This window comes from Streptomyces sp. NPDC050674, from assembly GCF_040654575.1.
GTDB lineage: Bacteria > Actinomycetota > Actinomycetes > Streptomycetales > Streptomycetaceae > Streptomyces.
Genome location: NZ_JBFAIG010000003.1, coordinates 122,374 through 145,746, shown reverse-complemented (window position 1 = coordinate 145,746; position 23,373 = coordinate 122,374). Strand labels below are relative to the sequence as shown.

General features: G+C 72.5%; 21 protein-coding genes. 9 read left to right on the top strand and 12 right to left on the bottom strand.

Annotation, left to right across the window (positions count from 1 at the left end):
• The first annotated feature begins 154 nt into the window (after window positions 1–154).
• From AB0I06_RS07580 to AB0I06_RS07570, 3 genes are all read left to right on the top strand, one after another.
• The gene (locus AB0I06_RS07580) at window positions 155–1,270 is read left to right on the top strand and encodes an acyltransferase family protein (protein WP_363117827.1); all 1,116 of its coding nucleotides are present in this window, start codon (window positions 155–157) and stop codon (window positions 1,268–1,270) included.
• A 260-nt stretch (window positions 1,271–1,530) separates the two neighbouring features.
• Window positions 1,531–1,905, top strand: a complete 375-nt coding sequence (locus AB0I06_RS07575) for a hypothetical protein (RefSeq protein ID WP_363117826.1) — start codon at window positions 1,531–1,533, stop codon at window positions 1,903–1,905.
• Window positions 1,906–2,099: 194 nt separating this feature from the next.
• Window positions 2,100–3,107 carry a sporulation protein gene (locus AB0I06_RS07570; protein ID WP_363117825.1) on the top strand — a complete coding sequence of 336 codons (1,008 nt, stop codon included), beginning with the start codon at window positions 2,100–2,102 and terminating at the stop codon, window positions 3,105–3,107.
• Between the two features lie 417 nt (window positions 3,108–3,524).
• Here the strand turns inward: AB0I06_RS07570 and AB0I06_RS07565 are convergent, their stop codons facing one another.
• Both AB0I06_RS07565 and AB0I06_RS07560 read right to left on the bottom strand, forming a co-directional pair.
• Entirely contained in the window at window positions 3,525–4,478 is a 954-nt protein-coding gene (locus tag AB0I06_RS07565) for a M56 family metallopeptidase (protein ID WP_363117824.1), read from the bottom strand.
• A gap of 6 nt (window positions 4,479–4,484) precedes the next feature.
• A complete protein-coding gene (locus tag AB0I06_RS07560) occupies window positions 4,485–4,871 on the bottom strand; it encodes a BlaI/MecI/CopY family transcriptional regulator (RefSeq protein WP_363117823.1) in 387 nt (128 codons plus the stop codon).
• A gap of 152 nt (window positions 4,872–5,023) precedes the next feature.
• Between AB0I06_RS07560 and AB0I06_RS07555 the strand changes: the two genes are divergently transcribed.
• The 3 genes from AB0I06_RS07555 (at window position 5,024) to AB0I06_RS07545 (ending at window position 6,588) form a co-directional block, all read left to right on the top strand.
• Window positions 5,024–5,599: a TerD family protein gene (locus AB0I06_RS07555; protein WP_363117821.1), complete on the top strand. Its 576-nt coding sequence runs from the start codon at window positions 5,024–5,026 to the stop codon at window positions 5,597–5,599.
• An 84-nt stretch (window positions 5,600–5,683) separates the two neighbouring features.
• Window positions 5,684–6,349, top strand: a complete 666-nt coding sequence (locus tag AB0I06_RS07550; RefSeq protein ID WP_363117820.1) for a hypothetical protein — start codon at window positions 5,684–5,686, stop codon at window positions 6,347–6,349.
• A complete protein-coding gene (locus AB0I06_RS07545; RefSeq protein WP_363117819.1) occupies window positions 6,337–6,588 on the top strand; it encodes a twin-arginine translocase TatA/TatE family subunit in 252 nt (83 codons plus the stop codon). Before AB0I06_RS07550 ends, AB0I06_RS07545 begins: the two co-directional genes overlap by 13 nt.
• 13 nt (window positions 6,589–6,601) lie before the next feature.
• Here AB0I06_RS07545 and htpG read toward each other — a convergent pair whose 3' ends face one another.
• The 4 genes from htpG to AB0I06_RS07525 form a co-directional block, all read right to left on the bottom strand.
• Window positions 6,602–8,500 (bottom strand): molecular chaperone HtpG, encoded by a 1,899-nt coding sequence (gene htpG, locus AB0I06_RS07540; protein WP_363117818.1) that lies wholly within the window; start codon window positions 8,498–8,500, stop codon window positions 6,602–6,604.
• An 87-nt stretch (window positions 8,501–8,587) separates the two neighbouring features.
• The gene (locus AB0I06_RS07535) at window positions 8,588–9,298 is read right to left on the bottom strand and encodes a class F sortase (RefSeq protein ID WP_363117817.1); all 711 of its coding nucleotides are present in this window, start codon (window positions 9,296–9,298) and stop codon (window positions 8,588–8,590) included.
• Between the two features lie 116 nt (window positions 9,299–9,414).
• Window positions 9,415–10,176 carry a hypothetical protein gene (locus AB0I06_RS07530; RefSeq protein ID WP_363117816.1) on the bottom strand — a complete coding sequence of 254 codons (762 nt, stop codon included), beginning with the start codon at window positions 10,174–10,176 and terminating at the stop codon, window positions 9,415–9,417.
• Window positions 10,177–10,373: 197 nt separating this feature from the next.
• On the bottom strand, window positions 10,374–10,661 hold the full coding sequence (locus AB0I06_RS07525) for a DUF3040 domain-containing protein (protein ID WP_363117815.1): 288 nt from the start codon (window positions 10,659–10,661) through the stop codon (window positions 10,374–10,376).
• A 529-nt stretch (window positions 10,662–11,190) separates the two neighbouring features.
• Here AB0I06_RS07525 and AB0I06_RS07520 point away from each other — a divergent pair.
• Window positions 11,191–11,850: a response regulator transcription factor gene (locus AB0I06_RS07520; protein WP_363117814.1), complete on the top strand. Its 660-nt coding sequence runs from the start codon at window positions 11,191–11,193 to the stop codon at window positions 11,848–11,850.
• Between the two features lie 25 nt (window positions 11,851–11,875).
• Here the strand turns inward: AB0I06_RS07520 and AB0I06_RS07515 are convergent, their stop codons facing one another.
• The 3 genes from AB0I06_RS07515 to AB0I06_RS07505 all read right to left on the bottom strand — a co-directional run bounded on the left by AB0I06_RS07515 (window position 11,876) and on the right by AB0I06_RS07505 (window position 16,138).
• The gene (locus AB0I06_RS07515; protein WP_363117813.1) at window positions 11,876–13,135 is read right to left on the bottom strand and encodes a cation:proton antiporter; all 1,260 of its coding nucleotides are present in this window, start codon (window positions 13,133–13,135) and stop codon (window positions 11,876–11,878) included.
• 250 nt (window positions 13,136–13,385) lie between these two features.
• A complete protein-coding gene (locus tag AB0I06_RS07510) occupies window positions 13,386–14,849 on the bottom strand; it encodes an L-fucose/L-arabinose isomerase family protein (protein WP_363117812.1) in 1,464 nt (487 codons plus the stop codon).
• Between the two features lie 2 nt (window positions 14,850–14,851).
• Window positions 14,852–16,138, bottom strand: a complete 1,287-nt coding sequence (locus AB0I06_RS07505; protein ID WP_363117811.1) for an MFS transporter — start codon at window positions 16,136–16,138, stop codon at window positions 14,852–14,854.
• A gap of 208 nt (window positions 16,139–16,346) precedes the next feature.
• Between AB0I06_RS07505 and AB0I06_RS07500 the strand changes: the two genes are divergently transcribed.
• On the top strand, window positions 16,347–20,321 hold the full coding sequence (locus tag AB0I06_RS07500; protein WP_363117810.1) for a glycosyl hydrolase: 3,975 nt from the start codon (window positions 16,347–16,349) through the stop codon (window positions 20,319–20,321).
• A 28-nt stretch (window positions 20,322–20,349) separates the two neighbouring features.
• Here the strand turns inward: AB0I06_RS07500 and AB0I06_RS07495 are convergent, their stop codons facing one another.
• The 3 genes from AB0I06_RS07495 to AB0I06_RS07485 all read right to left on the bottom strand — a co-directional run bounded on the left by AB0I06_RS07495 (window position 20,350) and on the right by AB0I06_RS07485 (window position 22,396).
• Entirely contained in the window at window positions 20,350–21,378 is a 1,029-nt protein-coding gene (locus AB0I06_RS07495) for a LacI family DNA-binding transcriptional regulator (RefSeq protein ID WP_363117809.1), read from the bottom strand.
• A gap of 157 nt (window positions 21,379–21,535) precedes the next feature.
• A complete protein-coding gene (locus tag AB0I06_RS07490) occupies window positions 21,536–21,700 on the bottom strand; it encodes a hypothetical protein (RefSeq protein WP_363118045.1) in 165 nt (54 codons plus the stop codon).
• Window positions 21,701–21,964: 264 nt separating this feature from the next.
• The gene (locus tag AB0I06_RS07485) at window positions 21,965–22,396 is read right to left on the bottom strand and encodes a helix-turn-helix domain-containing protein (RefSeq protein ID WP_363117808.1); all 432 of its coding nucleotides are present in this window, start codon (window positions 22,394–22,396) and stop codon (window positions 21,965–21,967) included.
• Window positions 22,397–22,473: 77 nt separating this feature from the next.
• Here AB0I06_RS07485 and AB0I06_RS07480 point away from each other — a divergent pair, with 77 nt between their 5' ends.
• Window positions 22,474–23,325 (top strand): class I SAM-dependent methyltransferase, encoded by an 852-nt coding sequence (locus AB0I06_RS07480; protein ID WP_363117807.1) that lies wholly within the window; start codon window positions 22,474–22,476, stop codon window positions 23,323–23,325.
• The last annotated feature ends 48 nt before the right edge of the window (window positions 23,326–23,373 follow it).

Here is a 23,373-nt window from a genome sequence, read left to right as displayed (position 1 = left end):
CGATGTGATCCGCGCCACCCCGCGGAAGAAAGCGGTTTACGCCGCCACTCAGTGGTCAGGCGGCGGGGATGTCACACCGGCAGCCCACCGCCGCATCTCCGGCACGACGCGTACGCAGCCGCCCGGGTTCCCCGCACGTCGCCCGGGAGGCGCGATGAGCGAGGACACCTTGCGCATACGCGCCGTCACGCCCGGCGCAACGGAACGGCAGACGCCGCCCGCACCACAACCGGCCGACCGGCGCGACGCGTTCTTCGACAACGCCAAGTACCTGGCGATCGTGCTGGTGGCGATCGGACACTCCTGGGAGCCCTTGCGGGACGGCAGCCGGGCGGTCAGCGCGCTCTACATGGTCGTGTACGCCTTCCACATGCCGGCGTTCATCGTGATCTCCGGCTACTTCTCACGCTCCTTCGACGCGAGCCCGGGCCGGATCCGGCGCCTGGTCACCGGGCTCGCCGTGCCGTACGTCGTCTTCGAGACGGCGTACACCCTGTTCACCCGGTGGACCGACCAGGATCCGGACCGGCCGGTCAGCCTGCTGGACCCCCTCTATCTGACCTGGTTCCTCGCGGCCCTGTTCATCTGGCGGCTGACGACGCCGATCTGGCAGCGCGTGCGGTGGCCGCTGCCCGTCGCCCTGCTCATCGCGATGCTCGCGACGCTCTCCCCGTCCATCGGCAACGACCTCGATCTTCAGCGGGCATTGCAGTTCCTGCCGTACTTCGTCCTCGGTCTGCTGCTGCGGCCCGAACACTTCCGCCTGGTGCGCCGCCGCGCGGTGCGGATCCTGGCCGTGCCGGTCTTCGCGGGCGCGCTGGTCGTGGCCTACTGGGCGGTGCCGCGCATGAGCGGCGCCTGGTTCTACCACCGCGACAGTGCCGAGGAGCTCGCGGCGCCCTCCTGGTACGGGCCGGTCATGACGCTGGTGATTTTCGGTTGCTCGCTGGTCCTGGTCGCCTGCTTCCTCGCGTGGGTGCCCGGCCGCCGCGCCTGGTTCACCGCGCTGGGCGCGGGCACGCTCTACGGTTATCTGCTGCACGGTTTCGTGGCCCAGGGGTCGAAGTTCTGGGGCTGGTACGAGCCGGCGTGGGTGCACCGCCCGTCGGGCGAGATCGTTGTGACGCTCGCCGCCGCGGCACTCGTGACCGCCCTGTGCACCCCACCGGTGCGACGGATGTTCCGGTGGGTGATCGAGCCCGACATGAGCTGGGCGTTCCACCGGGACGCCCGCACCCGGGCGCGAGAGCGCAACGCCGTACGGGCGTGAACAACGCCGTGTGACTCCCCCTGAGCCACACGCCCAGCACCCCGGCCGCCCACACTCCCCGCATCTGGACACCGGACATCGACCGGATCGAACGGGGCCGGGTCGTGGGCTGAACCGGGGGTGACACGAGACGGTCGCGGAAGAGTGAGGTGTGCTCCTCCGCAACCGAAGCACCCTCGGCCACCGTCTGTTGACATGGCCGCCGCCGACCGGGCGGCCATGACGACGGCCCGGTCCGGGCCACGACCACGGGGAGTTCCATGCGCACGAAGCTCGGTTCGGTTCTGGCGGCGACTGTTCTTGCCGGTGGCCTGGGAGTCGCGATGGCACCCAGCGCCTCAGCCGCCGACAACTGCTGGGCGTACGGAGACGGCATCCGCACCTGGTGCCACAACGTGTCCGGTGCGGCGGTCTACGGCTCCATAGGCAACAACCACATCTACCCCGACCCCACCACGGTGGTCGGCCACATGTACTCCAACCCCAGCTGGTTCTACTGCAAGCTCGACAACCAGGCCTGGGTCGGCGGCCCGCACCCCACCCGCTGGGTGCTGACAGTGGCCGACAACGGCAAGCTCGGCTGGATGAAGGACACCGCGATCTACAGCGAGACCAACCCCATTCGCGACTGCTGACATCCGTCGAGGGGTACTGGTGCCGCAGTCCGCCGAACGGCGGGCTGCGGCACTGTCGCGTCGGGAGGTGATCCCTTTTCGGCCAATCCGGCGCGCGGGGCCCCGGAGTGCCGCCTCCCTCCGCCCTCCCACCCCTATGCTTCTACATGCTTGTAGAAGAAAGTACCCCCGCACATGAAGGAGTGGACGCCACCATGGTGTTCAAGCGACTGCTCGGCGCACTCGGTGTCGGCGGCCCCACGGTCGACACGGTTCTCGGTCCCGCCTCCGTCCGTCCCGGCGGCACGCTCACCGGGCAGGTCCACCTCGTGGGCGGCAAGGCCGACTTCGAGATCGAGCACGTCACCCTGGAGCTGGTGGCCCGGGTCGAGGCGGAGCACGAGGGCGGGGAGAGCCAGGGCGTCGTGACCTTCGACCGGTTCACCGTCGGCGGCGGCTTCCGGCTCACGGAGGGCGAGCAGCGCAGCCTGCCGTTCAGCGTGATCGTGCCGTGGGAGACACCGGTCACCGAACTGCACGGGCAGAGCCTCGGCGTGGTGCTCGGGGTGCGCACCGAGCTGTCGGTGGCGGGCGCGAAGGACAAGGGCGACCTGGACCCGCTCACCATCACGCCGCTGCCCGTGCAGGAGGCCGTGCTCGAAGCCCTCGGCGGGCTCGGGTTCGGCTTCAGGTCGGCCGACCTCGAGTACGGCCGCATCGGCGGTTCCGGCCAACGGCTGCCGTTCTTCCAGGAGATCGAGCTGATCCCCTCCCCCGCGTACGCGCAGCAGATCAATGAGATCGAGCTGACGTTCCTGGCGAACCCGGGCGGCGCGGAGGTCGTCCTGGAGGCGGACAAGCGGGGCGGCTTCCTGTCGCCGGGCCAGGACGCGCTCATGCGGTTCACCGTCGCCCACGAGGGAGTTCATCAGCAGGACTGGCCCGCGATCGTCGACGGCTGGCTGCGGCAGCTGGTCGAACACCGGGCGTCGTACGGCTCGCCCGGGGCCTACGGCTCCCCCGCCCCCTTCGGCCCGGGCGGCCACGATCAGTGGCACGGCGACCGGCCCCACGACGGCCACCGCTCGGGACCCGGCATGGGCACGGCCGTCGCCGCCGGAGCGGCCGGACTCGCAGCGGGCGTCGTCGGTGGCATGGTCGCGGGTGAAGTCGTCGACGAGGTCGGGGACTTCTTCGAGGGCGACGAGGAGGACGAGGGCTGACACGGGTCCGCCGCCGCGCCCCGCCCCTTCACGACGGAGCCCGGCGGCGCCCCACCGGCCCACCCGGCCACATCGGTCCCCGGCGTTCCGAGGCACCGCGGTGTCAGCCCGTACGGGACCCCGGCGCCACACCGACCACCGGCGCACCACCCCCGCCAAACCGACGGGCAGTCACCCGGGCGCCTCAGGCCTCGACCGTGCCCCGCGGGGACCGCCGCCCCGGCCCCGCACACAGGTGTCGCCGCGTGCAGGTACACACCACCGTCACACCCGAGTCCGCCGACCCGGCCCACCCCACCATGCCCCCAGCCACCCTGACCACCGCCCACCGGCCCACAGCCCCCGCCGAACCGACGGCAGTCGCCCGGGCGCCTCAGGCCTCGACAGGCTCCCGGCGGGGACGGCGTCCCCGGGCCCTCACAGAGGTGTCGCCGCGTGCAGGATGAGGACCATCGTCACCGCCGAGTTCGCCGAGGACATCGCCGAGACGGCCGTCCCGGCGGCGGCGCCCCACGCCGCCAGCCCCACCGCCGTGAACGCCGGAGGCCAGTGGCGCACGGCGGGGGCCGGGCCGAGCAGGGCCGCCACCCGGCGCGGTACCGGGCCGGGAGCGGCGAGTCCCGCGAGCGTGGGCGAGGGGGTGCCCCGTGAGACGAGCGCGGCCGTGCCGATCGCCCGGGCCACCGTGCGGCGGCTGCCGACCACCCGGGCCGCCTCCTCGTCCGCCCACCGCTCCGCCGTGAAGGCCACGGCGGTGCGCAGTGGCCGCAGGAACGGGTTGGCCCGGGCCGCGAGCTGCACGGCGAGCAGGTGCCGGTCGTGCCGTGCGGCGAGGTGCGCCCGCTCGTGGGCGAACAGGGCCCGCCGCTCGGCCGGCCGGAGTCCGTCGAGCAGGGCCGTGGTCACCACGACCCGGCCACGCCTGCCATGTCCGCCCGTACGCCCACCGGGGGGCAGCGCGTACGCGTAGGGCACGGCGTCGGGCAGCACCGCCACCTGGGTCCCCCGCAGCCCGGTCAGGGCGAGGTGCGCCTGACGGCGTACCCGCGTGTGCCGCAGCACGGTCCGCGCGCAGGCGACCACCACCGCGCACAGCGCGGGAATCGCGGCCTTGCCCACGACCTCGTCGTACGGCACGGCCGCCCGCACCTGCGGGTCGGACCAGCCGTCGGGCAGCGGGTTGCCGGGCAGTTGGGCGGTGCCGACCACCATCACCAGCGCGAGGCACACCGTGCTGCACAGCGCCAGCACCACGGCCAGCGCCGTCAGCAGCCGGGTGGCGGTGCGCGGGTGCAGATGCTGTTCGGCGAGGCGTGCGACCGGCCAGGCCGTGAGCGGAAGGATCAGTGGCAGAAAGACGAAGACCCCCATGAGGTGTCAGTCTTCCCCTTCGCCCTGGGCCTGATCCAGCAGGTCACGCAGCAGCTGCTCCTCGTCGGGGCCGAGGCCGGTGACGAAGCTGGCCAGCACGGCGCCGCGGTCGCTCTCCGCGTCCAGCACCTTGCGCATCTTGCGGGCGGCCAGGCCCGCCTGGTCCGAGGCGGGCGTCCAGGCGAAGGACCGGCCCACCCGCTCCCGGGTGACCGCCCCCTTGCCCAGCAGGCGAGTCAGGATCGTGATCACCGTCGTGTACGCGAGGTCCCCGCCGAGGCGTTCCTGCACCCAGCCGGCCGTGGCCGGGCCGTCCGCCGCCCGCAGCGCCGACAGCACCAGCGCCTCCAGCTCGCCCTGTCCCCGCCGGGGACGCTGCCCGGGATCCGTCACCGCCCTGCCTCCGTTTCGCCGCCCTGCGTTGCCCGTGCGGACATCGTATAGATCCGCCGGTCCGGATCCCGATCCCGTTCACTTCTACATTGCTGTAGATTTCAGAGTGGTATCCGCACCGCACCTGTCGAACCCTCAAGAAGGAGTACCCCGTGGGAGTTTCCCTGTCCAAGGGCGGCAACGTCTCGCTCAGCAAGGAGGCGCCCGGCCTCACCGCCGTCGTGGTCGGCCTGGGCTGGGACGTGCGCACGACCACCGGCACCGACTACGACCTCGACGCCTCCGCCCTGCTCCTCGACGCCTCCGGCAAGGTGCCGTCGGACCAGCACTTCGTCTTCTACAACAACCTGAAGAGCCCGGACGGCTCGGTCGAGCACACCGGCGACAACCTCACCGGTGAGGGCGAGGGCGACGACGAGTCCGTCAAGGTGAACCTCGCCGCCGTCCCGGCCGGCATCGACAAGATCGTGTTCCCGGTGTCCATCCACGACGCCGAGAACCGCGGCCAGAGCTTCGGTCAGGTCCGCAACGCCTTCATCCGGGTCGTGAACCAGGCGGGCGGCCAGGAGATCGCCCGCTACGACCTGTCCGAGGACGCCTCCACCGAGACCGCGATGGTCTTCGGCGAGCTCTACCGGCACGGCGAGGAGTGGAAGTTCCGTGCCGTCGGCCAGGGATACGCCTCGGGTCTGGCCGGTATCGCCTCCGACTTCGGCGTCAACGTCTGACAGGGACCGACCGCGCCGCCGAGCCCGACCGCGTGCGGCCGGGCCCGGCGCCCGCGACAGCCGACCGACCGACCGGGAGACCGTGTGCCCGAACCGTTCCGCCTCCGCCCGGAGGACCGCGCGGACTTTGAAGCCGTCCTGCACCACGCCCTGCGCACCTCCGAGATCCGTAGCGCCCTGACCACCGACCCGACCGGCCGGGCGGCAGCGCACCTGCGTGCCCACGCGCTCGCCCACGCCGACGACATCGCGGCCGCGGCCGCCGAGCCGTACCGCTCCTACGTCGCCGTGCGCAGGGCCGCCCGCCACGAGGCACGGCGGCTGCTCGGGTCGGGCACCCTGCTGCCGGCCCTCGCGGTGCTCACCCCGCTCGTGGCGGGCACGTCCGCCGCGGCGCTGCTGCTGATCGGCGGCCTGTTGCACGCCGCCGACGCCCTCGGTCCGCTGCCCGGGTCGCTCGTCGCGGCCGGCTCCACCCTGGCGCTCGTCGCGGCCCTGACCGGCCTCGGGACCCTGGCCGCCGTGCTGCACACGGCCCTGCGCCGGCACGGCGCGCCCCCGGCCGCCGACCAGGTGGAACACGCCCGGCTGGTGTGGCGGCAGGAGTTGCTCGACCGCGGGATGCTGCCGCACCTGGGCCGGCATCTGGCGCCGCATCCCGAGACGGCGATCACGCCGTGCTCCCCGCCCGGTACGCTCACGCCGTGCCCGGCCCGGGCGAGAGAGGACAGGACATCATGTTCGGACTGAGCGAGCTCGCGATCATTCTCATCGTCGTCATAGCCGTCATCGGGATGAAGAAGCTCCCCGAGCTGACCCGCTCGGCCGGCAAGGCGGCCCGCATCCTCAAGGCCGAGGCCCGCGCCGCCAAGGACGAGGAGGCCGGGACGGCCCCCGCGCCGCGGGTGATCCAGGGCGAGGTCGTCCCGCCCGGCACCGGCACGACCCCGCCCGGCGCCCGGGCGGCGGGCGCCCCGGACCACCCCTGATCCTCCGCGGCGACTACAGCGTGCGCTCCAGGCGGTCCGACACGAGCCTGACGAAGCGCGCCGGATCCTTGGGCTGGCCGCCCTCAGCGAGCACCGCCAGGGTGTGGAGCAGCTCGGCGGACTCGGCGAGCTCCGTGCGCTCCTCACTCGCCTGGTACGCCTGGTGCAGGCCCTTCACCAGCGGGTGGCCGGGGTTGAGCTCCAGGATCCGCTTGGTGCGCGGCACCTCCTGGCCCATCGCCCGGTACATGTTCTCCAGAGCCGGGGTCAGGTCGTGCGCGTCCGAGACGATGCAGGCCGGGGAGACCGTGAGCCGTGTGGAGAGGCGGACCTCCTTGATGTCCTCGTCCAGCTGCTCCCGCATCCAGCTCAGCAGCCCCGCGTACTCCTCGGCCTGCTTCTCCCGCTCCTCGGCGGCCTTGTCCGCGCCCTCGGCGTCGAGGTCGATCTCGCCCTTGGCGACGGACCGCAGCTTCTTGCCCTCGTACGTGCCGACGGCGTCGACCCAGACCTCGTCGACGGCGTCGGTGAGCAGCAGGACCTCGATGCCCTTGTCCCGGAACGCCTCCATGTGCGGGGAGTTCTCGATGCTCTGCCGGGACTCGCCGGTGATGTAGTAGATGTCCTCCTGGCCGTCCTTCATCCGCTCGACGTACTGCGCGAGGGTGGTCGGCTCGTCGTCGGAGTGCGTGGTCGCGAACGAGGAGACGGCGAGAATGGCGTCGCGGTTCTCGGAGTCGGTGACCAGGCCCTCCTTCAGGGCGGTGCCGAACTCGCGCCAGAACGTCGCGTAGCGCTCGGCGTCCTTGGTCTTGAGCTCCTTGACCGTGGACAGCACCTTCTTGGTCAGCCGGCGCTGCATCATCCGGATGTGCCGGTCCTGCTGGAGGATCTCGCGGGAGACGTTGAGCGAGAGGTCCTGCGCGTCGACGACGCCCTTGACGAAGCGCAGGTAGGGCGGCAGCAGCGCCTCACAGTCGTCCATGATGAAGACGCGCTTCACATACAGCTGGACACCGCGCTTGAAGTCCCGGGTGAACAGGTCGTGCGGGGCGTGCGAGGGGACGAAGAGCAGGGCCTGGTACTCGAAGGTGCCCTCCGCCTGGAGCCGGATGGTCTCCAGCGGCTCGCGCCAGTCGTGGCTGATGTGCTTGTACAGCTCGTGGTACTCGTCGTCGGACACCTCGTCGCGCGAGCGCGCCCACAGGGCCTTCATCGAGTTCAGCGTCTCGGGCTCGGGCGTGTCCCCGCCGTCCTCCACCTCCGGGACCATCCGGATGGGCCAGGTGATGAAGTCCGAGTAGCGCTTGACGATCTCCCGGATCGTCCACTCCGAGGTGTAGTCGTGCAGCTGGTTCTCGGGGTCGGCGGGCTTGAGGTGGAGCGTGACGGACGTGCCCTGCGGCGCGTCGTCCACCCGCTCCAGGGTGTACGTGGCCTCTCCGCGTGACGTCCAGCGGGTGCCCTGGGCCTCGCCGGCGCGACGGGTCACCAGCGTCACCTCGTCGGCCACCATGAACCCGGAGTAGAAGCCGACACCGAACTGGCCGATGAGCCCTTCGGCCCCGGCCGCGTCCTGGGCTTCCTTCAGCTCCTTGAGGAACGTGGCCGTCCCCGAGTTGGCGATGGTGCCGATGAGCTGCCCGACCTCGTCGTACGACATGCCGATGCCGTTGTCCCGCACCGTCAGCGTGCGGGCCTCCCGGTCGATGTCGAGCTCGATGTGCAGGTCCGACACGTCGGCGTCGAGCGCGTCGTCCCGCAGCTTCTCCAGACGCAGCTTGTCGAGCGCGTCGGAGGCGTTGGAGACGAGCTCCCGCAGGAAGACATCCTTGTTCGAGTAGACCGAGTGGATCATCAGCTGGAGCAGCTGACGCGCCTCTACCTGGAACTCAAACGTTTCGGTCGTCATGGTTCGCGAATCCCTCACAGGTCCCACAGTCGCCTGAACTGGTGTCAGTCACTGTAAAACACCAAGTCAGGCTGGGGGCACCGGACCTCAGACGAGGTGCGCGAAGACGACCAGGTTCTCGGTGTAGTCCCGGGCCTGACGGTCGTAGGAGCCCGAGCAGGTGATGAGCCGGACCTGGGCATCCTCCGTGTCGCCGTACACACGGTCGCTGGGGAAGGCGTCCTTGTCGAAGGACTCCGCGGCGTCGACGGCGAAGGTCGCCTTGACGCCGTCGGCCCGCACCACCTGGAACCGGTCGCCCTTCTTCAGCTCACCGAGCCCGGCGAACACCGCCGGAGAGGTCGTGGTGTCCACATGTCCGGCGATGATCGCGGTGCCGGCTTCTCCGGGCGTGTGCCCCTTGGCGTACCAGCCGACGAGGTTGGTGTCGTCCGGCGGCGGGGGTTCCAGTTGCCCCGACGGGCCGATGGCGAGGTCGGTGAAGGGCGCGTCGACCGAGATCTTGGGGATGAGCAGGCGGACCGGCCGGGACGGCGGCAGGTGCGGACCGGCCCCGGGCGCGGCCGAGCGGAGCGGTGCGGCGGAGGTGTCGGGGAGGTCGGGCACGCCCGAGGCGGCGGACACGGCCGAGGGGACGTGCGGCGGGCCGGCGGCGTCGGGGGACTCGCCGTGGCGGCCGACCATGCTCACGGTCAGGGCGAGGGCGGCAGCCGCCCAGAGCACCGTCACGACGGTGCGCAGGCGCCGCCTCTTCGGTTCGGGGCCGGGGTCGGGGAGAGCGGGGGGACTGGCTGCCATCAGGGACCACCTCATTCGAGCACGGCAGCGGGCACGGCACGCGGGAGGACGAGCCGGGCCGCCGCGACGTGCGAAGCACGTGCGGCGGCCACGGCGGCTGTGCGGTCAGGCACCGGTCATGCGGCGCCCTGCGAAGCCCTCTGGCGTCGCAGCGCGTACAGGCCCGTGCCGGCCACCGCCAGCACCGCCAGACCGCCGGCCGTCACGCCCGACGCGGAGGCGAGTCCGCCGCCGCCCGTGTGCATGCCGCCGCGCGGCTTGCCGTGGTCGTGCTTGCCCTCCCAGGAGCCCTTGTCGTGCTTGCCCCCTTCTTCCTGCTTGCCGCCCCAGTCGCCCTTGTCGCCGGAGCCTTCCTCTTCTTCCTTGCCGCCCCAGTCGTCCTCGCCGTCCTTGTACGACTCCGGGTCGTGCTTGGGGTTGTCCCAGTCGTCCGAGTTCACGAAGGCCAGGGCTCCGCCGCCGGTGTGCATCCCGCCGCGCGGCTTGTCGTGCTTGCCCTCCCAGCCCTTCTCGTGCCCGTCTTCCTTGCCGTGCTCCTCGTGCTTGCCCTCCCAGCCCTTCTCGTGCCCGTCCTCCTTGCCGTTCTCCTTGCCGTTCTCCTCGTGCTTGCCCTCTTCCTCACCCTGGTCGCCGGAGGCGTCCTTGCCGTGCTCGGAGGGGTCCTCGTCGTGGTCCGTGTTCACCGCGGTCAGCGCACCGCCACCCGTGTGTACGCCGCCGCGCGGCGCGTGGTGGTCGCCGTCCTTGTGGTGCTCCTTGCTGTAGGAAGTGGAGTCGTGGTCTCCGTCGCCCATCGCGTCGGCGTAGGCGGCGGGTCCGGCGATCGCGAGGGCCGCCGTGGCGGTGGCCGTCGCGAGCAGCATGCGGGCAGAGCGCATCGGTGAGTCCTTCCGTCGCGAGCCGGGCAGCTGACGCCTCGCCAGCTCACGAGACCCGGCCTCGACGTGAACCACCGTCATTCACACCGGGCCGTCCCACCATCCAGGGCGTTCACACGGGTTACGACGACACTCTTACGGCGGCACACCACGCCCTCCGGGCGCCCCGTCCGCCGGGCCCCGGGGGGTTGTCCGCGTCAGCGTCGTCCGAATCCGCGGTGCGTCATCCGGGCCGGGTCCGGATCGGCCAGCTGGGCCGCCATGCCGACGAGGACCAGGCCGCCCGCGATGAGCAGCCCTTGGGCCAGGACGATGCCGAAGCCGAGCACGGCCACGCCCAGGGCCAGCCCCCACCAGGCTCCGGTACGGCGGTACTCGCGGGGCCGGGCGGGGCGGCCGGATCTCATGGCCCGGGTGAACCGGGGATCCTCCCGCTCGAGTCGTGCTTCGAGATCGACCAGACGCCGGTCTTCGGACTGGGGCACGGCTTCTCCTTCCCGGAACCCGAGCGCTTCGTGGCAGGGCACGGCCGAGGCCATGACAAGTCCTGGGGTGTCGGGCCCTGTGCCGGTGCGGTGGGAGACGGGGCGGCGGTGCGACCGTCCCTCCGGGGCTTCAGCCTCTCCCCTCTCCAGCGGCGCGCACCATCGGGCCCACCCCTCATCCTTCCCGGTGGCGGGGCCGTACGAACGCGCGGTCGTGTGGGGCGCCTTCGGCCCGGGGACGGGTCCTGTCACGGATGGCGGAGACGGTCGGGCAGCGCACACGCCGGGTCCGAACCCGCCCGCCACCGGGCCCGCGCGGGAAGGGCCGGCCATGGGGCCGGGCTCGTCGGCACGTCGCGGCGGGAGCACTTCGCGCGTCCGGCTCAAGGTGCGGCATCCGGGGAAGGCGTGCGTGTGTGCCGTACGTCGGCGCCCTTGGTGCCCGGGCTTCGGCCCGGCGGAGGCACCGGTGTCCGCCTCGCCCACCCCGTCCCCGCCCCCGTACAGATCCCGACCGGAACGGCCGCGCATGACCGACTCCCCCGCCACCCGCATCCTGCTCGCCGACGACCACGCCCTGGTGCGGCGTGGCGTCCGGCTCATCCTGGACGCCGAGCCCGGCCTCACCGTGGTCGCCGAGGCCGGTGACGGGGCCGAAGCCGTCGCCCGGGCCCGGGAGCACCGCCCGGACCTGGCCGTCCTCGACATCGCCATGCCGCGCCTGACGGGACTCCAGGCGGCCCGGGAGCTGTCCCGGACCTGCCCCGGCATCCGGATCCTGATCCTGACCATGTACGACAACGAGCAGTACTTCTTCGAGGCGCTCGGTGCCGGTGCCGCGGGGTACGTCCTCAAGTCCGTCGCGGACCGCGACCTGGTCGAGGCCTGCCGGGCCACGATGCGGGGCGAGCCGTTCCTGTACCCCGGTGCGGTGCGGGCGCTGATCCGCGACCACCTCGACCGGGCCCGGCAGGGCGACGCGGGGTCGCTCCGGTCCCTGACCGGCCGTGAGGAGGAGATCCTCAAGCTCGTCGCCGAGGGCCACACCTCGCAGGAGATCGCCGACCTGCTGGTCATCAGCCCGAAGACGGTGGAGCGGCACCGCGCCAACCTGCTGCGGAAGCTCGGCCTCAGGGACCGCGTGGAACTGACCCGCTACGCCATCCGTGTCGGGCTGATCGAGCCCTGAGCGCGCCCGGACCGGTGGTCGTCCGCTAGCGCTCGGCCTCGGCGGGCTGAGGAGCGGCCGGTGTGCCGTCCGTCAGCGGCTCCCTCTCGTCCGCCGGGGCCCTGCGGCGGGGCAGGACGCCCTGGCCGGCCCGGAGCGCCCGGGCGAGCAGGTGGGCGCGGCCGGCGGCGATGGGTCCGAGGACCGCGAGGACGAGGACGTACCCGGCGATGAACGGGGCGAGCCGGGCGTCGAGTCCGGCGCCGGCGGCCATGGCGGCCAGGATCAGCGCGAACTCGCCGCGGGCCACGAGGGTGGTGGCGATCTCGGCGGCGGGTTCGATGCCGTAGCGGTACACGCGGGCGACGAGGAGACCGGCGAGGACGTTCATCACGAGGGTCAGCAGGGCCGCCGCGGTGACCGGTCCGACGACGGAGAGGAGGTCGCCGGGGTCGATGGAGAGACCGAAGGCGAAGAAGAAGATGGCCGCGAAGGCGTCACGCAGCGGGTGCACCAGGTCCCTGATGCGTGGGCCCGAGGGGGTGCCGGCCAGGATCAGGCCGACCATGAACGCGCCGATCGCGTCGGCCACTCCGAGGACCTCGGCGACTCCGGCCACCAGGACGGCCGCGCCGAGGAAGCTGATGACGAGCAGTTCGTTGTCGCGGGTCGCGATGAGCCGTCCGACCGGCTTGGTGCCGTAGCGGGCCGCGGCGGCCAGCAGCAGCAGGAAGCCGAAGGCCTTGGCGCCCTGGAGGACCATGTCCGTGACGCCCTGGGCGCCGCTGATGACCGGCTGGAGGGCTGCCAGATACAGGGCGAGGAAGATGTCCTCGACCACGATGACGCCCAGGATGAGGCGGGTCTCGGGACGGCCGATGCGGCCCAGGTCGATGAGGACCTTGGTGACGATGGCGGACGAGGAGATCCCGAGGACACCGGCGAGGACCAGCGCCTCCCTCACGCCCCAGCCCAGGGCGAAGCCGAATCCAAGCCCCGCGCCGACATTGAGCAGCAGATAGATCCCACCGGCCGTCAGCAGGCGCCGGCCGCCGCTCCTGAGGTCGTCAAGGTGGAACTCCAGGCCGAGGTAGAACAGCAGCAGCACCAGCCCGAGCGCGGAGAGCATCTCGAAGTCGTGGACGTCCTCGACGATGACCGGACCGGGGGTGTGGGGGCCGAGCAGGATGCCCGCGAGCATGAACAGCGGGATCGTCGGAAGTCCGATACGGCCACCGAGACGGGCGAACAGGGCGGCGGCCAGGAAGGCTCCGCCCATGGCGAGAAGAGCGTCAGCGTGTCCCACGGATCACCACCTTCGTGGGCGCGCAGGCGGATCGTTTCACCGAGCGGGGATGGATAGGGGCTCCTCCTTCAGGGGGGTTCGGCATGCGGGGTCGCGCGCACCTCGGCGCGTTCCGGGGCCGCGGCCGTGCCGGTCGGCGGGCGGCCCGGGCGGTGCTGCCAGCCTCACACGGGCCCCGGGCCCCGCACCATCGGTGCCGTCACCCACATCCGGGTGGGGCCGACACCCATCCCTCACGGGACGCCGCCCGTCACACCTGCCGGTGGTCGATGCCCAGCAGACTCGCGGCCGCCCGGAAGTCGGCCGTGTGATGACCGACCGCGAGGGACCAGTGGTGGCCGACGCCCGTGGCGCTCCAGGCGTCGACCCATTCACCGGGGTCGCGGCCGAAGTCGACACGGCTGGTCGTGTTGCCGATCTCCAGCAGCGGTCCCGGTACGACGGTGCCCTCGGAGGTGACGAACGACAGGCTGCCGTCGGCGTCCTGGCCGAGGCCGAGCAGGGTGACGGGCCCGTGGCGGACGTCGAACTCGACGCTCACGCCCCAGCCGCGCTTGCCGTGGTAGACGCCGAGGCCGCGCAGCAGCGGGTCGCGGGCGCCGACCGCCAGGTGGGCCGGGCCGTCGTGGCCCATCTCCACCACGCCGCCCTCGAAGTCGAGGGCCTGGATCTCGGTGAAGGAACCCCCGGCGCCGACGCTCTGCGACGCCAACTGGGCTACGGACGTGCGCAGTTCGTACTCCCCGGCGGCGGGCACGCCCCGCGCGGTGAGCAGGGAGGCGCCGAGGATCATGCCGGCGCCGAGCCGCTCGTGCAGTTCGCCGTCGAGACCACGGTGGTAGTAGGCGAGGCTGTCGAGCCCGAAGTCGGCGACGAGCCGGTCCAGGGCGACGGACACGGTCGCGCCCCAGGCGAAGTCCTCCTCCACCACGCTCTCGTCGAGGGTGAAGATCTGCCGGGCGAGCGCCATCCGCTCCCGGGTCTCCGACTCGCTCACCCGCTCCACGCGGTGCCTCAGGTCGTCGAACTCCAGCACCTCCACATGCGAGCCGAACGTCGTGGCCAGCAGCGTCGGGTCGGTCTGCACGTCAAGCATGCCGGGATACACGTGCCCCATCAGGCCGTGCCGGGCGTGCCGGAGCGCGGCGCGGACGTGCGCGGCCCGTACCCACTGCTCGATGCGCCGCCAGGCGGACTCCTGCCGCAGCCAGCCGGACACCGACCGGAAGGGGATGCCGGCGCGCCGGAAGACGTTGCCGACCTCGGGGACCGAGCACTGGGCGCAGTAGGCCAGCCAGGCGCCGGTGTCGAAGGAGGCGTGGTCCATCCTCTCGGACGGCTGGAGGTCGACGACCAGGACGGGCGTGTGGGAGCGCCTTGCGATCGGCAGCACCATCGACGAGGTGAGGTACGTCGTCAGGAAGAGCACGATCAGATCGCAGTCGGCCCTGCGCAACTCCTCGGCCGCGCGGGCGCCTTCCTGGGCGTCACTGACGAATCCGGCGTCGGTCACCTCCGCGTCCATCGCCCGGAGGCGGTCGGCGACATGCGCGGCCGACTCCTTCAGCTTCGGCAGGAGGCCGGGGAACTGGGGCCAGTAAGTGCCGAGTCCGCCTGCGACCAGCCCGATCCGGGTGCGGCGCCGGGTGACCGGCGGGAGCAGGTCGTGCAGGGCGGCGGCCCGTGCGGCCGTGCGGTCCGCGGTCGTTGCCATGGTCAGTGCTCCTTGTGGGACGGGCCGGCGGGCCAGGTGTGGGGGACGCGCGGGTCCGCCGCGTCCCGCTGGGGGCTCGCGGGCCGCGGGACCAGGACGCGGATGATGAAGACGCCCGCCAGCGCCGCCGCCGTCATGCAGGCGGTGATCGTCCAGAGCAGGACGGACGGGCTGCGGTCGGCCAGGGCCGGGGTGAAGAAGGCGGCTACGGCGAAGACGCCACGGGACAGCGCGTAGGTGAGGCCCTGGGTGGTGCCGCGGGTGTCGGCGGGCAGGGTGAGCTGCGACCACACCTTGTAGTTGGCCTCTCCTGCGAAGGGGTTGGAGAGCTGGTAGAGCACGAAGAAGACGAGCATGCCGGCGAGCGCGCCCGCGGTCAGGGACGCGATGACGAAGGCGAGGATCTGCACGAGCGCCGCCACATGGAACAGCCGGTCGCGCCAGGGGCTGTCGGCGACGCGCACGAAGGCGAAGGTCAGCAGCACGCCGACCGGGATGAAGGCCAGGTTGATCCCGGTGGCCAGGCTCTGCGAGGCGTCGCTGACGGTGACGAGCAGATAGGTGCCGAACTGGCCGAAGGTGTTGGCCCCGAGCCCCCAGGTCACGTAGAAGACGAAGGTCGCGGCCATCGGCAGCAGGGCGGCGCGGGTCCACACGGGGGCCAGGGAGGGATCCTCCGGGGAGGTCCGCGGGCCCGGCTCCGATGGCTCGCCCGGCAGTTTCAGCCGGGATCGCAGAGCCCAGGTGACGAGCGCGGCGACGGCCAGTTGCCCGGTGATGAGCCGGGCCCCGGTCATGCCCGTGGTGGACAGGACGAAGCCGAGGAAGATGGCGACGGCGATGCCCAGCATCCACATGACCTGGGTGAACGCCACGAGTCTGCCCCGGGCCCAGGCGGGTGCCGCGTCCGAGACGACGGCCAGGGACGTCGGAAGGTCGGCGCCGGCCGCGAGCCCTGCGACGAGGACGCCGACCAGCAGGGTGACGTCGTCCGGCGCGAGCGTGATGACGAGGGCGCCGATGGCGAAGCAGAAGATGTCCCAGTTGTAGACGCGGCGGCGGCCGAAGAGGTCGGCGAGACGTCCGCCGACCAGTGATCCGACGGCGATGCAGCCGGTGACGATCGCGCTGATCGCCCCTGCCATCCACACGCCCATGTCGTAACTGTCGCGGTAGACGGCCAGGTTGACGGAGATGCTCACGATCAGCCCGGCGTCGAGGTAGGAGGCCATGCCGGACAGGGCTGCGGCCTTCCAGAGCGGTGGGGGGATGGGGCGGTTACCGGCCATGCTGCGACTCCGTCGTCTGGTGACATCGCGGTTCGGGGGCCTGGTCGCTGCGAATATAGGACGAGGAAAACGTTGCAACAAGGTGCCGGGCGGGTGTGGGTGACCGGACGTCGGCCGCCCCGGTCCGCTCCCGGCCTATGGCGTGCTCCTTCCAGCTCGCCTACGGTGAGGGCGGCCCGAAAAACGTTTTAGGGGAAGGACCGCATCCGTGCTCTCCCCCGCTCTCCGGCAGTTGTTCGAGGACCCGCCGCGCGCCTTCGGTCCCACGCCCCTGTGGTGGTGGTCCGGCGCGAAGGTCACGCGCGCACGACTCGCCTGGCAGTTGCGGGCGTTCGCGCAGGGCGGGGTGCACAACCTGGTCGTCATCAACCTGGCCCCGGCCGGGCCGACGTTCGGGGCCCGGGCCGACGATCCGGCGTGGTTCGGCGAGGAGTGGTGGGCGCGGTTCACCGACGCCTGCGAGATCGCGGCGGAGCTGGGCACACGCCTGTGGTTCTACGACCAGATCGGGTTCTCCGGTGCCAATGTGCAGGGCGGAGTGACACGATGTCATCCAGAGGCGGCGGGGCTCGCGCTGCGTTGCCGCGATGTGCGGGTCTCCCGGGGCACGGTCGCCCTGACGGACGCCGAGACCCCGCTGGCCGTGTACACGCGGCAGGGGCTGCGGCTCGGCCTGCGCGCGGACGGACGGATCGCGGCCCCCGACGGCAGCGAGGTGCGGCTGGTCACGACCGTCCCCACCGCGTTCGACTATCTGGACCCGCACGCCGTGGGCCTGTTGATGGACACGGTCCACCACGCGTACGACCGCCGCGTGCCGGAGTACCTCGGCACCGTCATCGCGGGCAGCTTCCAGGACGAGCTGCCCGGCACCAACGCCTGGAGCCACCGTTTCGCCGACGAGTTCCGCACCCGGCGCGGCTACGACCTGCTCGACCACCTGCCGGCCCTGTTCGGCGCGAACGCCGGTGCGGCGGAGGGCAGGATCCGCGCCGACTACTACGCGGTCCGCGCGGAGCTGACCGAGGAGGCCCTGTTCCGGCCGCTCGCCGCCTGGCACCGCGAGCGCGGTCTGCTGCTGGGCAGCGACCAGAGCCACCCCGCCCGCGCGGGGTACCCGGCCCAGTCCACACAGCTCTACACCGACTACTTCCGCACCCACCGCTGGTACGGCGCCGCCGGCAGCGACCATCACGGCGACGCCAAGGTGCACTCGTCCATGGCGCATCTCTACGGCCACGAGCGCGTCTGGATCGAGGCGTTCCACTCCTCCGGCTGGGGCGGCACGCTGGAGGACACCTACCACTGGCTGCTGCCGTTCCTGCGCAGCGGGGCCAACCTCTACAACCCGCATGCCAGTTACTTCGGCACGGCCGGCGGCTGGTTCGAGTGGGCGCCGCCGTCCACCGACTGGCGCCAGCCGTACTGGAAGCAGTACCCGGCGTTCTCCCGGGCGGTGGCCCGCATCTGCTCGATCATGTCGTGGGGCGGGTACGCGGCCGAGGTCGCGGTGCTGCACCCCACCGCCACCATGCAGGCCCTCCTGCCGCTGGACGCCCCCGTCCGGCACTTCGGCGACGGGCGGCTGGGCGAGGGCCACGCCCGGGCCGACGAGACCCAGCGGCACTACCTGGACCTGTGCGGCACCAACAACTGGCTCGGGCCGCACGCCGGTGCCCTGGACCGGCGCGGGATCTCCTTCGACGTCGTCGACGACGACTCGGTGCGGCGTGCCCGGGCCACCGGCGGCGCCCTGCGGATCGGGGATTTGGCCTACCGCGCGGTGCTGCTGCCCTCGGCGAGCGTGCTGGAGGAGGAGACGGCGCGCCGGCTTGCCGAACTGCTGGACGCGGGAGGGCGGGTGGTGGTCGTGGGGCGGCCGCCGGCGACGGCCGCCGGCCGGTCCGGTGACGACGCGGTCGTGGCGGCCCTGCTGGCCCATCCCCGGCTGGAGCGGGCGCCCGGCCCCGAGGCCGGCGCCGCCGCGGTGACCGACCTGGCCGGGTACGCGACGGGCGAGGTGCCGTTGCTCGTCCGGCGGAGAGGGAACGAGGCGGTGGCACTGGTCACGGCGGCTTTCCCGGAGATCGGCGCGCACCCGTTGCGGCCGTCCGGCTCCCGGCCCGAGCCGCTGCGCAGCACGTCCGTCACCGTCCGGGCCGCCGTGGCCGAGGCCGAGGTCTGGGACCCGGCGACCGGCTCGCGGCGCCCGGCCCGCGTCACCGTCGGCGAGGGCGGTGCCCTCTCCACCGTCGAGGTGCCGCTGGACGGCGCGCCCGCGGTCCTGGTGGTCTGGCGTGAGGGCCGTCCGGCGCCGACACCGGCCACGGGTGGGACGGCCGCCCGGGTCCTCGACCTCTCGACCGGCTGGCAGGGACGGCTGGTCCCCACGATGGACAACACCTGGGGCGATCTGGCCCTCCCGCCCGCGTCGTCCGTGGCGGAGCCGCAGATCTGGACCATGCGGTGGAGCGAGGGCGGGGCGTGGGAGCGGTCCCGGGTCACGTACGGCAACCGGGTCCGGGTCCTGCCCCCGGTGCCGCTCGACGAGCTGCCCGAGCCACTGGACGCGGCGGCTGCCCAGCGGGTCCTGGCCGGTGAACTGCCCCTCGTGCCGCCGGGCTCGCCCTGGGAGGCCGCGGTGTACTCGCCGAGCCGGGGGCACCCGGACCAGGGCGGGTTGCTGGGCACGAAGGGCCTGGTGGGCGAGGAGTTCATCCGCGTCCCCGTGCCGGTCGGCGCGACGGCCGCCCGGGTCCGGACGATCGTCGCGACCGGCCGCCGGGGACCTGCCGAGCTGCATGTCGGCGCGGAGGCGGTCAAGCGGGTGTGGTGGAACGGGCAGCCGCTGAAGCCGGACGGCGGCGGCTGCGTGGCGTCCGCCGCGGTCGTGGTCCACGACCGCGATGTGCTGGAGTACGAGCTGTCGGACGCCCAGGACCGGCCCTCGACGATCTCGGCCACCGCCGCCACGGCGCTCGGCAGCTTCTTCTGCCTGACCGGGCCGGGAGGGCCGGGGCCCCGCCCGCGGTTCATGCGCCCGCCCGACGGGGTCCGGGCCGACGGCCGGGTGACCTGCCGCGCCCGGTTCGCGGTCCGGGGCGGCGACGCACGCGCGGTGCTCGTCGTGGGTGCCGCCTGTGCCGTGACCGTGCTGCTCGACGGAGAGGTGGTGGCGCGGCAGGAGAAGGCGGAGTACTACGAGGCGGACTGGGGAGCCGTGCCGGTGTTCTTCCGTCACGAGGTCGAACTCGGGGCGCGCGAACACACGCTGGAGGTCGTGACCGACAGCGATGACGCCCGGGACGCGGTGTTCGTCGACCTGGTGGCGCACTCGGGGTCCGGGGGGACGACGGCTCTGGTCAGTGGGGCCGGCTGGGAGGCCGAGACGGGGGCGTGGCGGGGCCGGACCGTCGAGGACGACCGCAGGCGGGGCGAGTTGCAGCACTGCCACGCCGCCGTACGGCCGCATCCGCTGCCGGACACAGCTTGGCTCAACGGCCGCCCGGAGCTCGGCGGCCCCGTGTGGCCGTCGCGCTGCACCGATGACGTCCACGAGGTGCCGCAGCGTTTCCGCTTCACCGTCCCGTCCGGAACGGTGTCGCTGGAGCTGCCCTTGGCGTTGCCCGCGCGGGTGCGGGTCGGAGACGACGAGGAACGGGCCTTGTCCCGTGAACGGTTGACGCTTCGGGCGCCGCTCGCGGCTGTCACGGCGGTCGAGGTCGTCACCGAGCCCACGGCGTTCCTGCGGGGTGGTTCGGCCTGGCGTGGGCCGGTGCGGGTGCGGACCGTGCCGGCACCGCTGCGGCTGGGCGACTGGCGCGAGCAGGGCCTGGGCGGCTGGAGCGGGGGCGTGACGTACACGCGGGCGGTGGAGGTGCCTGCCGGGTGTGATCCGGTGCTTGATCTCGGGCGGGTGCGGGGCAGCGTGGAGGTGGCGGTCGACGGGGAGTTCGCCGGTGAGGCGTTCTGCGCGCCCTACCGCTTCCCGTTGCGCGGTGCCGCCGGGCGGACGGTCCGGCTGGAGGTGACGGTGCGGGGGACGCTGGCGCCGTATCTCGCCGAGGCCACTCCGACCGCCTGGGCCTTCCCGTCCCAGTTGCCTTCGGGGCTGTTCGGGCCGGTGACGCTGGAGATTCCGGCCCGGGGCCGAGATCTGCCGTCCTTGGAGGACCCGTGGTGAGGCGTCCGCGAGGCCACCACCGTCCGCGCTACGGGGTCTGGTTGCCGGCAGGGGGCCGGGTGGAGTCGCGCCGGACGAGGCCCGGGGCGAAGACGCGGGTCTCGTGCAGGTGATCCGCGCGGGCCTCGATCTCGTCGAGCAGCATCTCCACGGCCGCACGGCCGAGTTCCTCGACGGGCTGCCGGACCGTCGTCAGGGTCGTCGCCCCGAAGGTCGCCACGTCGAGGTCGCCGTAGCCGACGACCTGCACGTCCTCGGGGATGCGCACGCCCCGCTCGGTGAGCCCCCGGCACAGGCCGGCGGCGAGGAAATCGTTGGTGCAGAACACCCCGTCGGGCAGTTCCTTCAGGCCGCGGGCGATCTCCGTGCCGTGGGCGACGGTCATCCGCTCGGCGACGACCTGGCCGAGCCGGGCCTCGCGCCGGCTGCGCACGGCCTGCCGGGCGCCCTGGTAGCGGTCGGCGCATTGCCGTATGCCGCGCTCGCCGTTGACGACGAGCAGGTCGCGGGCACCGCTGTCGAGGAGGTGCTGGACGGCGATGCGGCCGCCGGCGATGTCGTCGACGGAGGCCGAACAGCCTTCCCGGTCGGGCATCGCGCGGTCGGCCAGGACGAGCGGGATGCCCCGCTCGCGCAGCCGGGCCAGCCGGCCGGGGTCGGCGCTGAGCGGCACGACCACGACACCGACGGCCCGCTGCTCGACGAGCATGCTGAAGTAGCCCTGCTCCCGTTCCGGGTCGTCCCCGCTGTGGCACAGGACGAGGGAGTAACCGTGGGCGTAGGCAGCGTCGGCGGCGCCTCGCGCGATGCGCGCGTAGAAGGAGTTGGTGACGTCGGGCAGCACCAGCCCGATCGCGGAGGCGCGCCCGGTGCGCAGGCCCGCTGCCCCCGGGTGGGGGACGTAGTCGAGCGCGGCGACCGCGACACGGACACGCTCGGCGGTGCGGGCGTTGACCCGCTCGGGCCGGTTGAGCACGTTCGAGACCGTGGACACCGAGACACCGGCGGCGGCCGCGACGTCCTGGATGCGGGCGGGGCGTGCCGGAACGGCGTCCACCCCCTCGCTGTAGCAGCCGTGCGACCAGGCACGACGGTGACCTTCTCGGGCGCCGAAAGTATAACGCGACCGGGTGTGGAACGTTTTTACACCGGCCGGAGCAGGGACCGGCAGACGAGCGACCAGTGATCAGCTTTCGGCGATCGGCGTTAAGCGATCAGGACTGCACCGTGCCGGACACCGCGCCGCTCGGCGCCGCCGCGCCGGTCCCGAAACGGATGCCCTTGGCCTCCTTGCCGAGTGCGCTCAGCAGGATCACCACGGCCAGGGTGGGCACGATGGTCCACGCCATCGCCGACGGATAGCCGTGACGCTCGGCCACTCTCCATCGCGAGGGCCGCGCCCAGGCCCCACTCGCCGCCCATGCCGATGCCGTAGAGCAGGCGCAGCACCAGCAGCACCGTGTAGTTCGGCGCGAAGACGCAGGTGAAGCCGACGATCGATTCGCACTGCTGCCTCCCGGAGTCCGCAGCCGAGGCTGGGCAGGCGGCGACGGGAATCGGGCAAAGCACGGACCAGGATTGGACCAAGAGCCCCGGCGGGCGCCGAGGCCGCGTCGGTCGGCGTGCCGGACGCCTCGTGAGCGTCAGCGGCGCTCGGGAACCCGCCGTTCCGGCGTAGCGACCGTGCCGGAGGCCGCCGCGTCGAGCAGACGGCGGAAGGTGGGGCACTCCAGGTGGCGCGGTGCCGGGCAGGCGGCGGCGTGCCGCAGGGAGTCCCGCAGCACGCCCAGTTCGCTGATTCTGCGGTCCAGTTCGTCCGCCTTGGCCGACAGCATCCGCCGGTCGATGTGCGGCTGCCCGTCCGGTGCGAACATCCGCGCGATCTCGTCGAGCGAGAACCCGGCCGTCCGTCCCAGCGCTATCAGCGCCAGCCGCTCCAGGACACCGGGGTCGTACTGACGCCGCAGACCGCGCCGGCCGGTCGGGGCAATCAGCCCTTTCTCCTCGTAGAACCGCAGCGTCGAGGCGGGCACTCCGGCGCGGTGCGCCACTTCCGCGATGTCCAGATCTGTCATTGTCTTGACCTCAAGTCGACTTGAAGTAGAACGCTGTCATCCCGTCCCGACGAAGGCAAGCAGAGGGAGAGACCACGATGGATGCCTCACGCAGGTCCTACGACGAGCAGGCCGCCCGCTGGAACGGGCCCGCCGGCCATGCCTGGGTGGATCTCCAGGGGTTGCTGAACGACATGTTCAGGCCCTTGGAGGAGTTGCTCGTCGACGCGGTGGCCACCGAGCACCCGGCACGTGTGCTGGACGTGGGCTGCGGTACGGGCGGCATCACCCGGGCCGTCGCGCGCCGGACCGGTCACTGCGTCGGGGTCGACATCTCCGGCCCGATGATCGAGGAAGCCCGGGCGCGTGCCGAGCAGGAGGGCGTCGCGGCGTCCTTCATCCAGGCCGACGCGCAGGAGTACGCGTTCGAGCCCGCCGCGTTCGACGCGGTCGTCTCGCGCTTCGGGGTCATGTTCTTCAGCGACTCCGTGCGGGCCTTCACCCATATCCGGAGCGCGGTGAAGGACGGGGCGGGGCTGCGGTGCCTCGTGTGGCGGGGCGCCGAGGAGAACCCGTTCATGACGACGGCCGAGCGGGCCGCGGCCCCGTTCCTGCCGGAGCTTCCCGCCCGGCAGCCCGACCAGCCGGGCCAGTTCGCCTTCGCGGACCCGGATCGGGTGCACCGCATCCTGTCGGACAGCGGCTGGTCCGGGATCGACATCCAGCCGGTCGACGCGGTCTGCACCCTGCCCGAGCGGGACCTCGTCACGTACTTCACCCGGCTCGGTCCGCTCGGCACGGTCCTGCCCGGGACCGACGCGCGGACCCGGGCGGAGATCGTCGAGGTGGTCCGGCCCGCCTTCGACCCGTTCGTGGAGGGCACGGAGGTCCGCTACACCGCGGCCTGCTGGATGGTCTCCGCACGGTCCGCCGACGCGAAACTTTCGTGACGTCCTGGCCCCTTCTCCGGGCGCGGGCGACCGGCGCATAGTGAGATC

Coding starts and splice junctions, on each gene's coding strand:
- AB0I06_RS07580 (WP_363117827.1), top strand. CDS start 155: ATGAGCGAGGACACCTTGCGCATACGCGCCGTCACGCCCGGCGCAACG.
- AB0I06_RS07575 (WP_363117826.1), top strand. CDS start 1,531: ATGCGCACGAAGCTCGGTTCGGTTCTGGCGGCGACTGTTCTTGCCGGT.
- AB0I06_RS07570 (WP_363117825.1), top strand. CDS start 2,100: ATGGTGTTCAAGCGACTGCTCGGCGCACTCGGTGTCGGCGGCCCCACG.
- AB0I06_RS07565 (WP_363117824.1), bottom strand. CDS start 4,478: ATGGGGGTCTTCGTCTTTCTGCCACTGATCCTTCCGCTCACGGCCTGG.
- AB0I06_RS07545 (WP_363117819.1), top strand. CDS start 6,337: ATGTTCGGACTGAGCGAGCTCGCGATCATTCTCATCGTCGTCATAGCC.
- htpG (WP_363117818.1), bottom strand. CDS start 8,500: ATGACGACCGAAACGTTTGAGTTCCAGGTAGAGGCGCGTCAGCTGCTC.
- AB0I06_RS07535 (WP_363117817.1), bottom strand. CDS start 9,298: ATGGCAGCCAGTCCCCCCGCTCTCCCCGACCCCGGCCCCGAACCGAAG.
- AB0I06_RS07530 (WP_363117816.1), bottom strand. CDS start 10,176: ATGCGCTCTGCCCGCATGCTGCTCGCGACGGCCACCGCCACGGCGGCC.
- AB0I06_RS07520 (WP_363117814.1), top strand. CDS start 11,191: ATGACCGACTCCCCCGCCACCCGCATCCTGCTCGCCGACGACCACGCC.
- AB0I06_RS07510 (WP_363117812.1), bottom strand. CDS start 14,849: ATGGCAACGACCGCGGACCGCACGGCCGCACGGGCCGCCGCCCTGCAC.
- AB0I06_RS07505 (WP_363117811.1), bottom strand. CDS start 16,138: ATGGCCGGTAACCGCCCCATCCCCCCACCGCTCTGGAAGGCCGCAGCC.
- AB0I06_RS07485 (WP_363117808.1), bottom strand. CDS start 22,396: ATGACAGATCTGGACATCGCGGAAGTGGCGCACCGCGCCGGAGTGCCC.
- AB0I06_RS07480 (WP_363117807.1), top strand. CDS start 22,474: ATGGATGCCTCACGCAGGTCCTACGACGAGCAGGCCGCCCGCTGGAAC.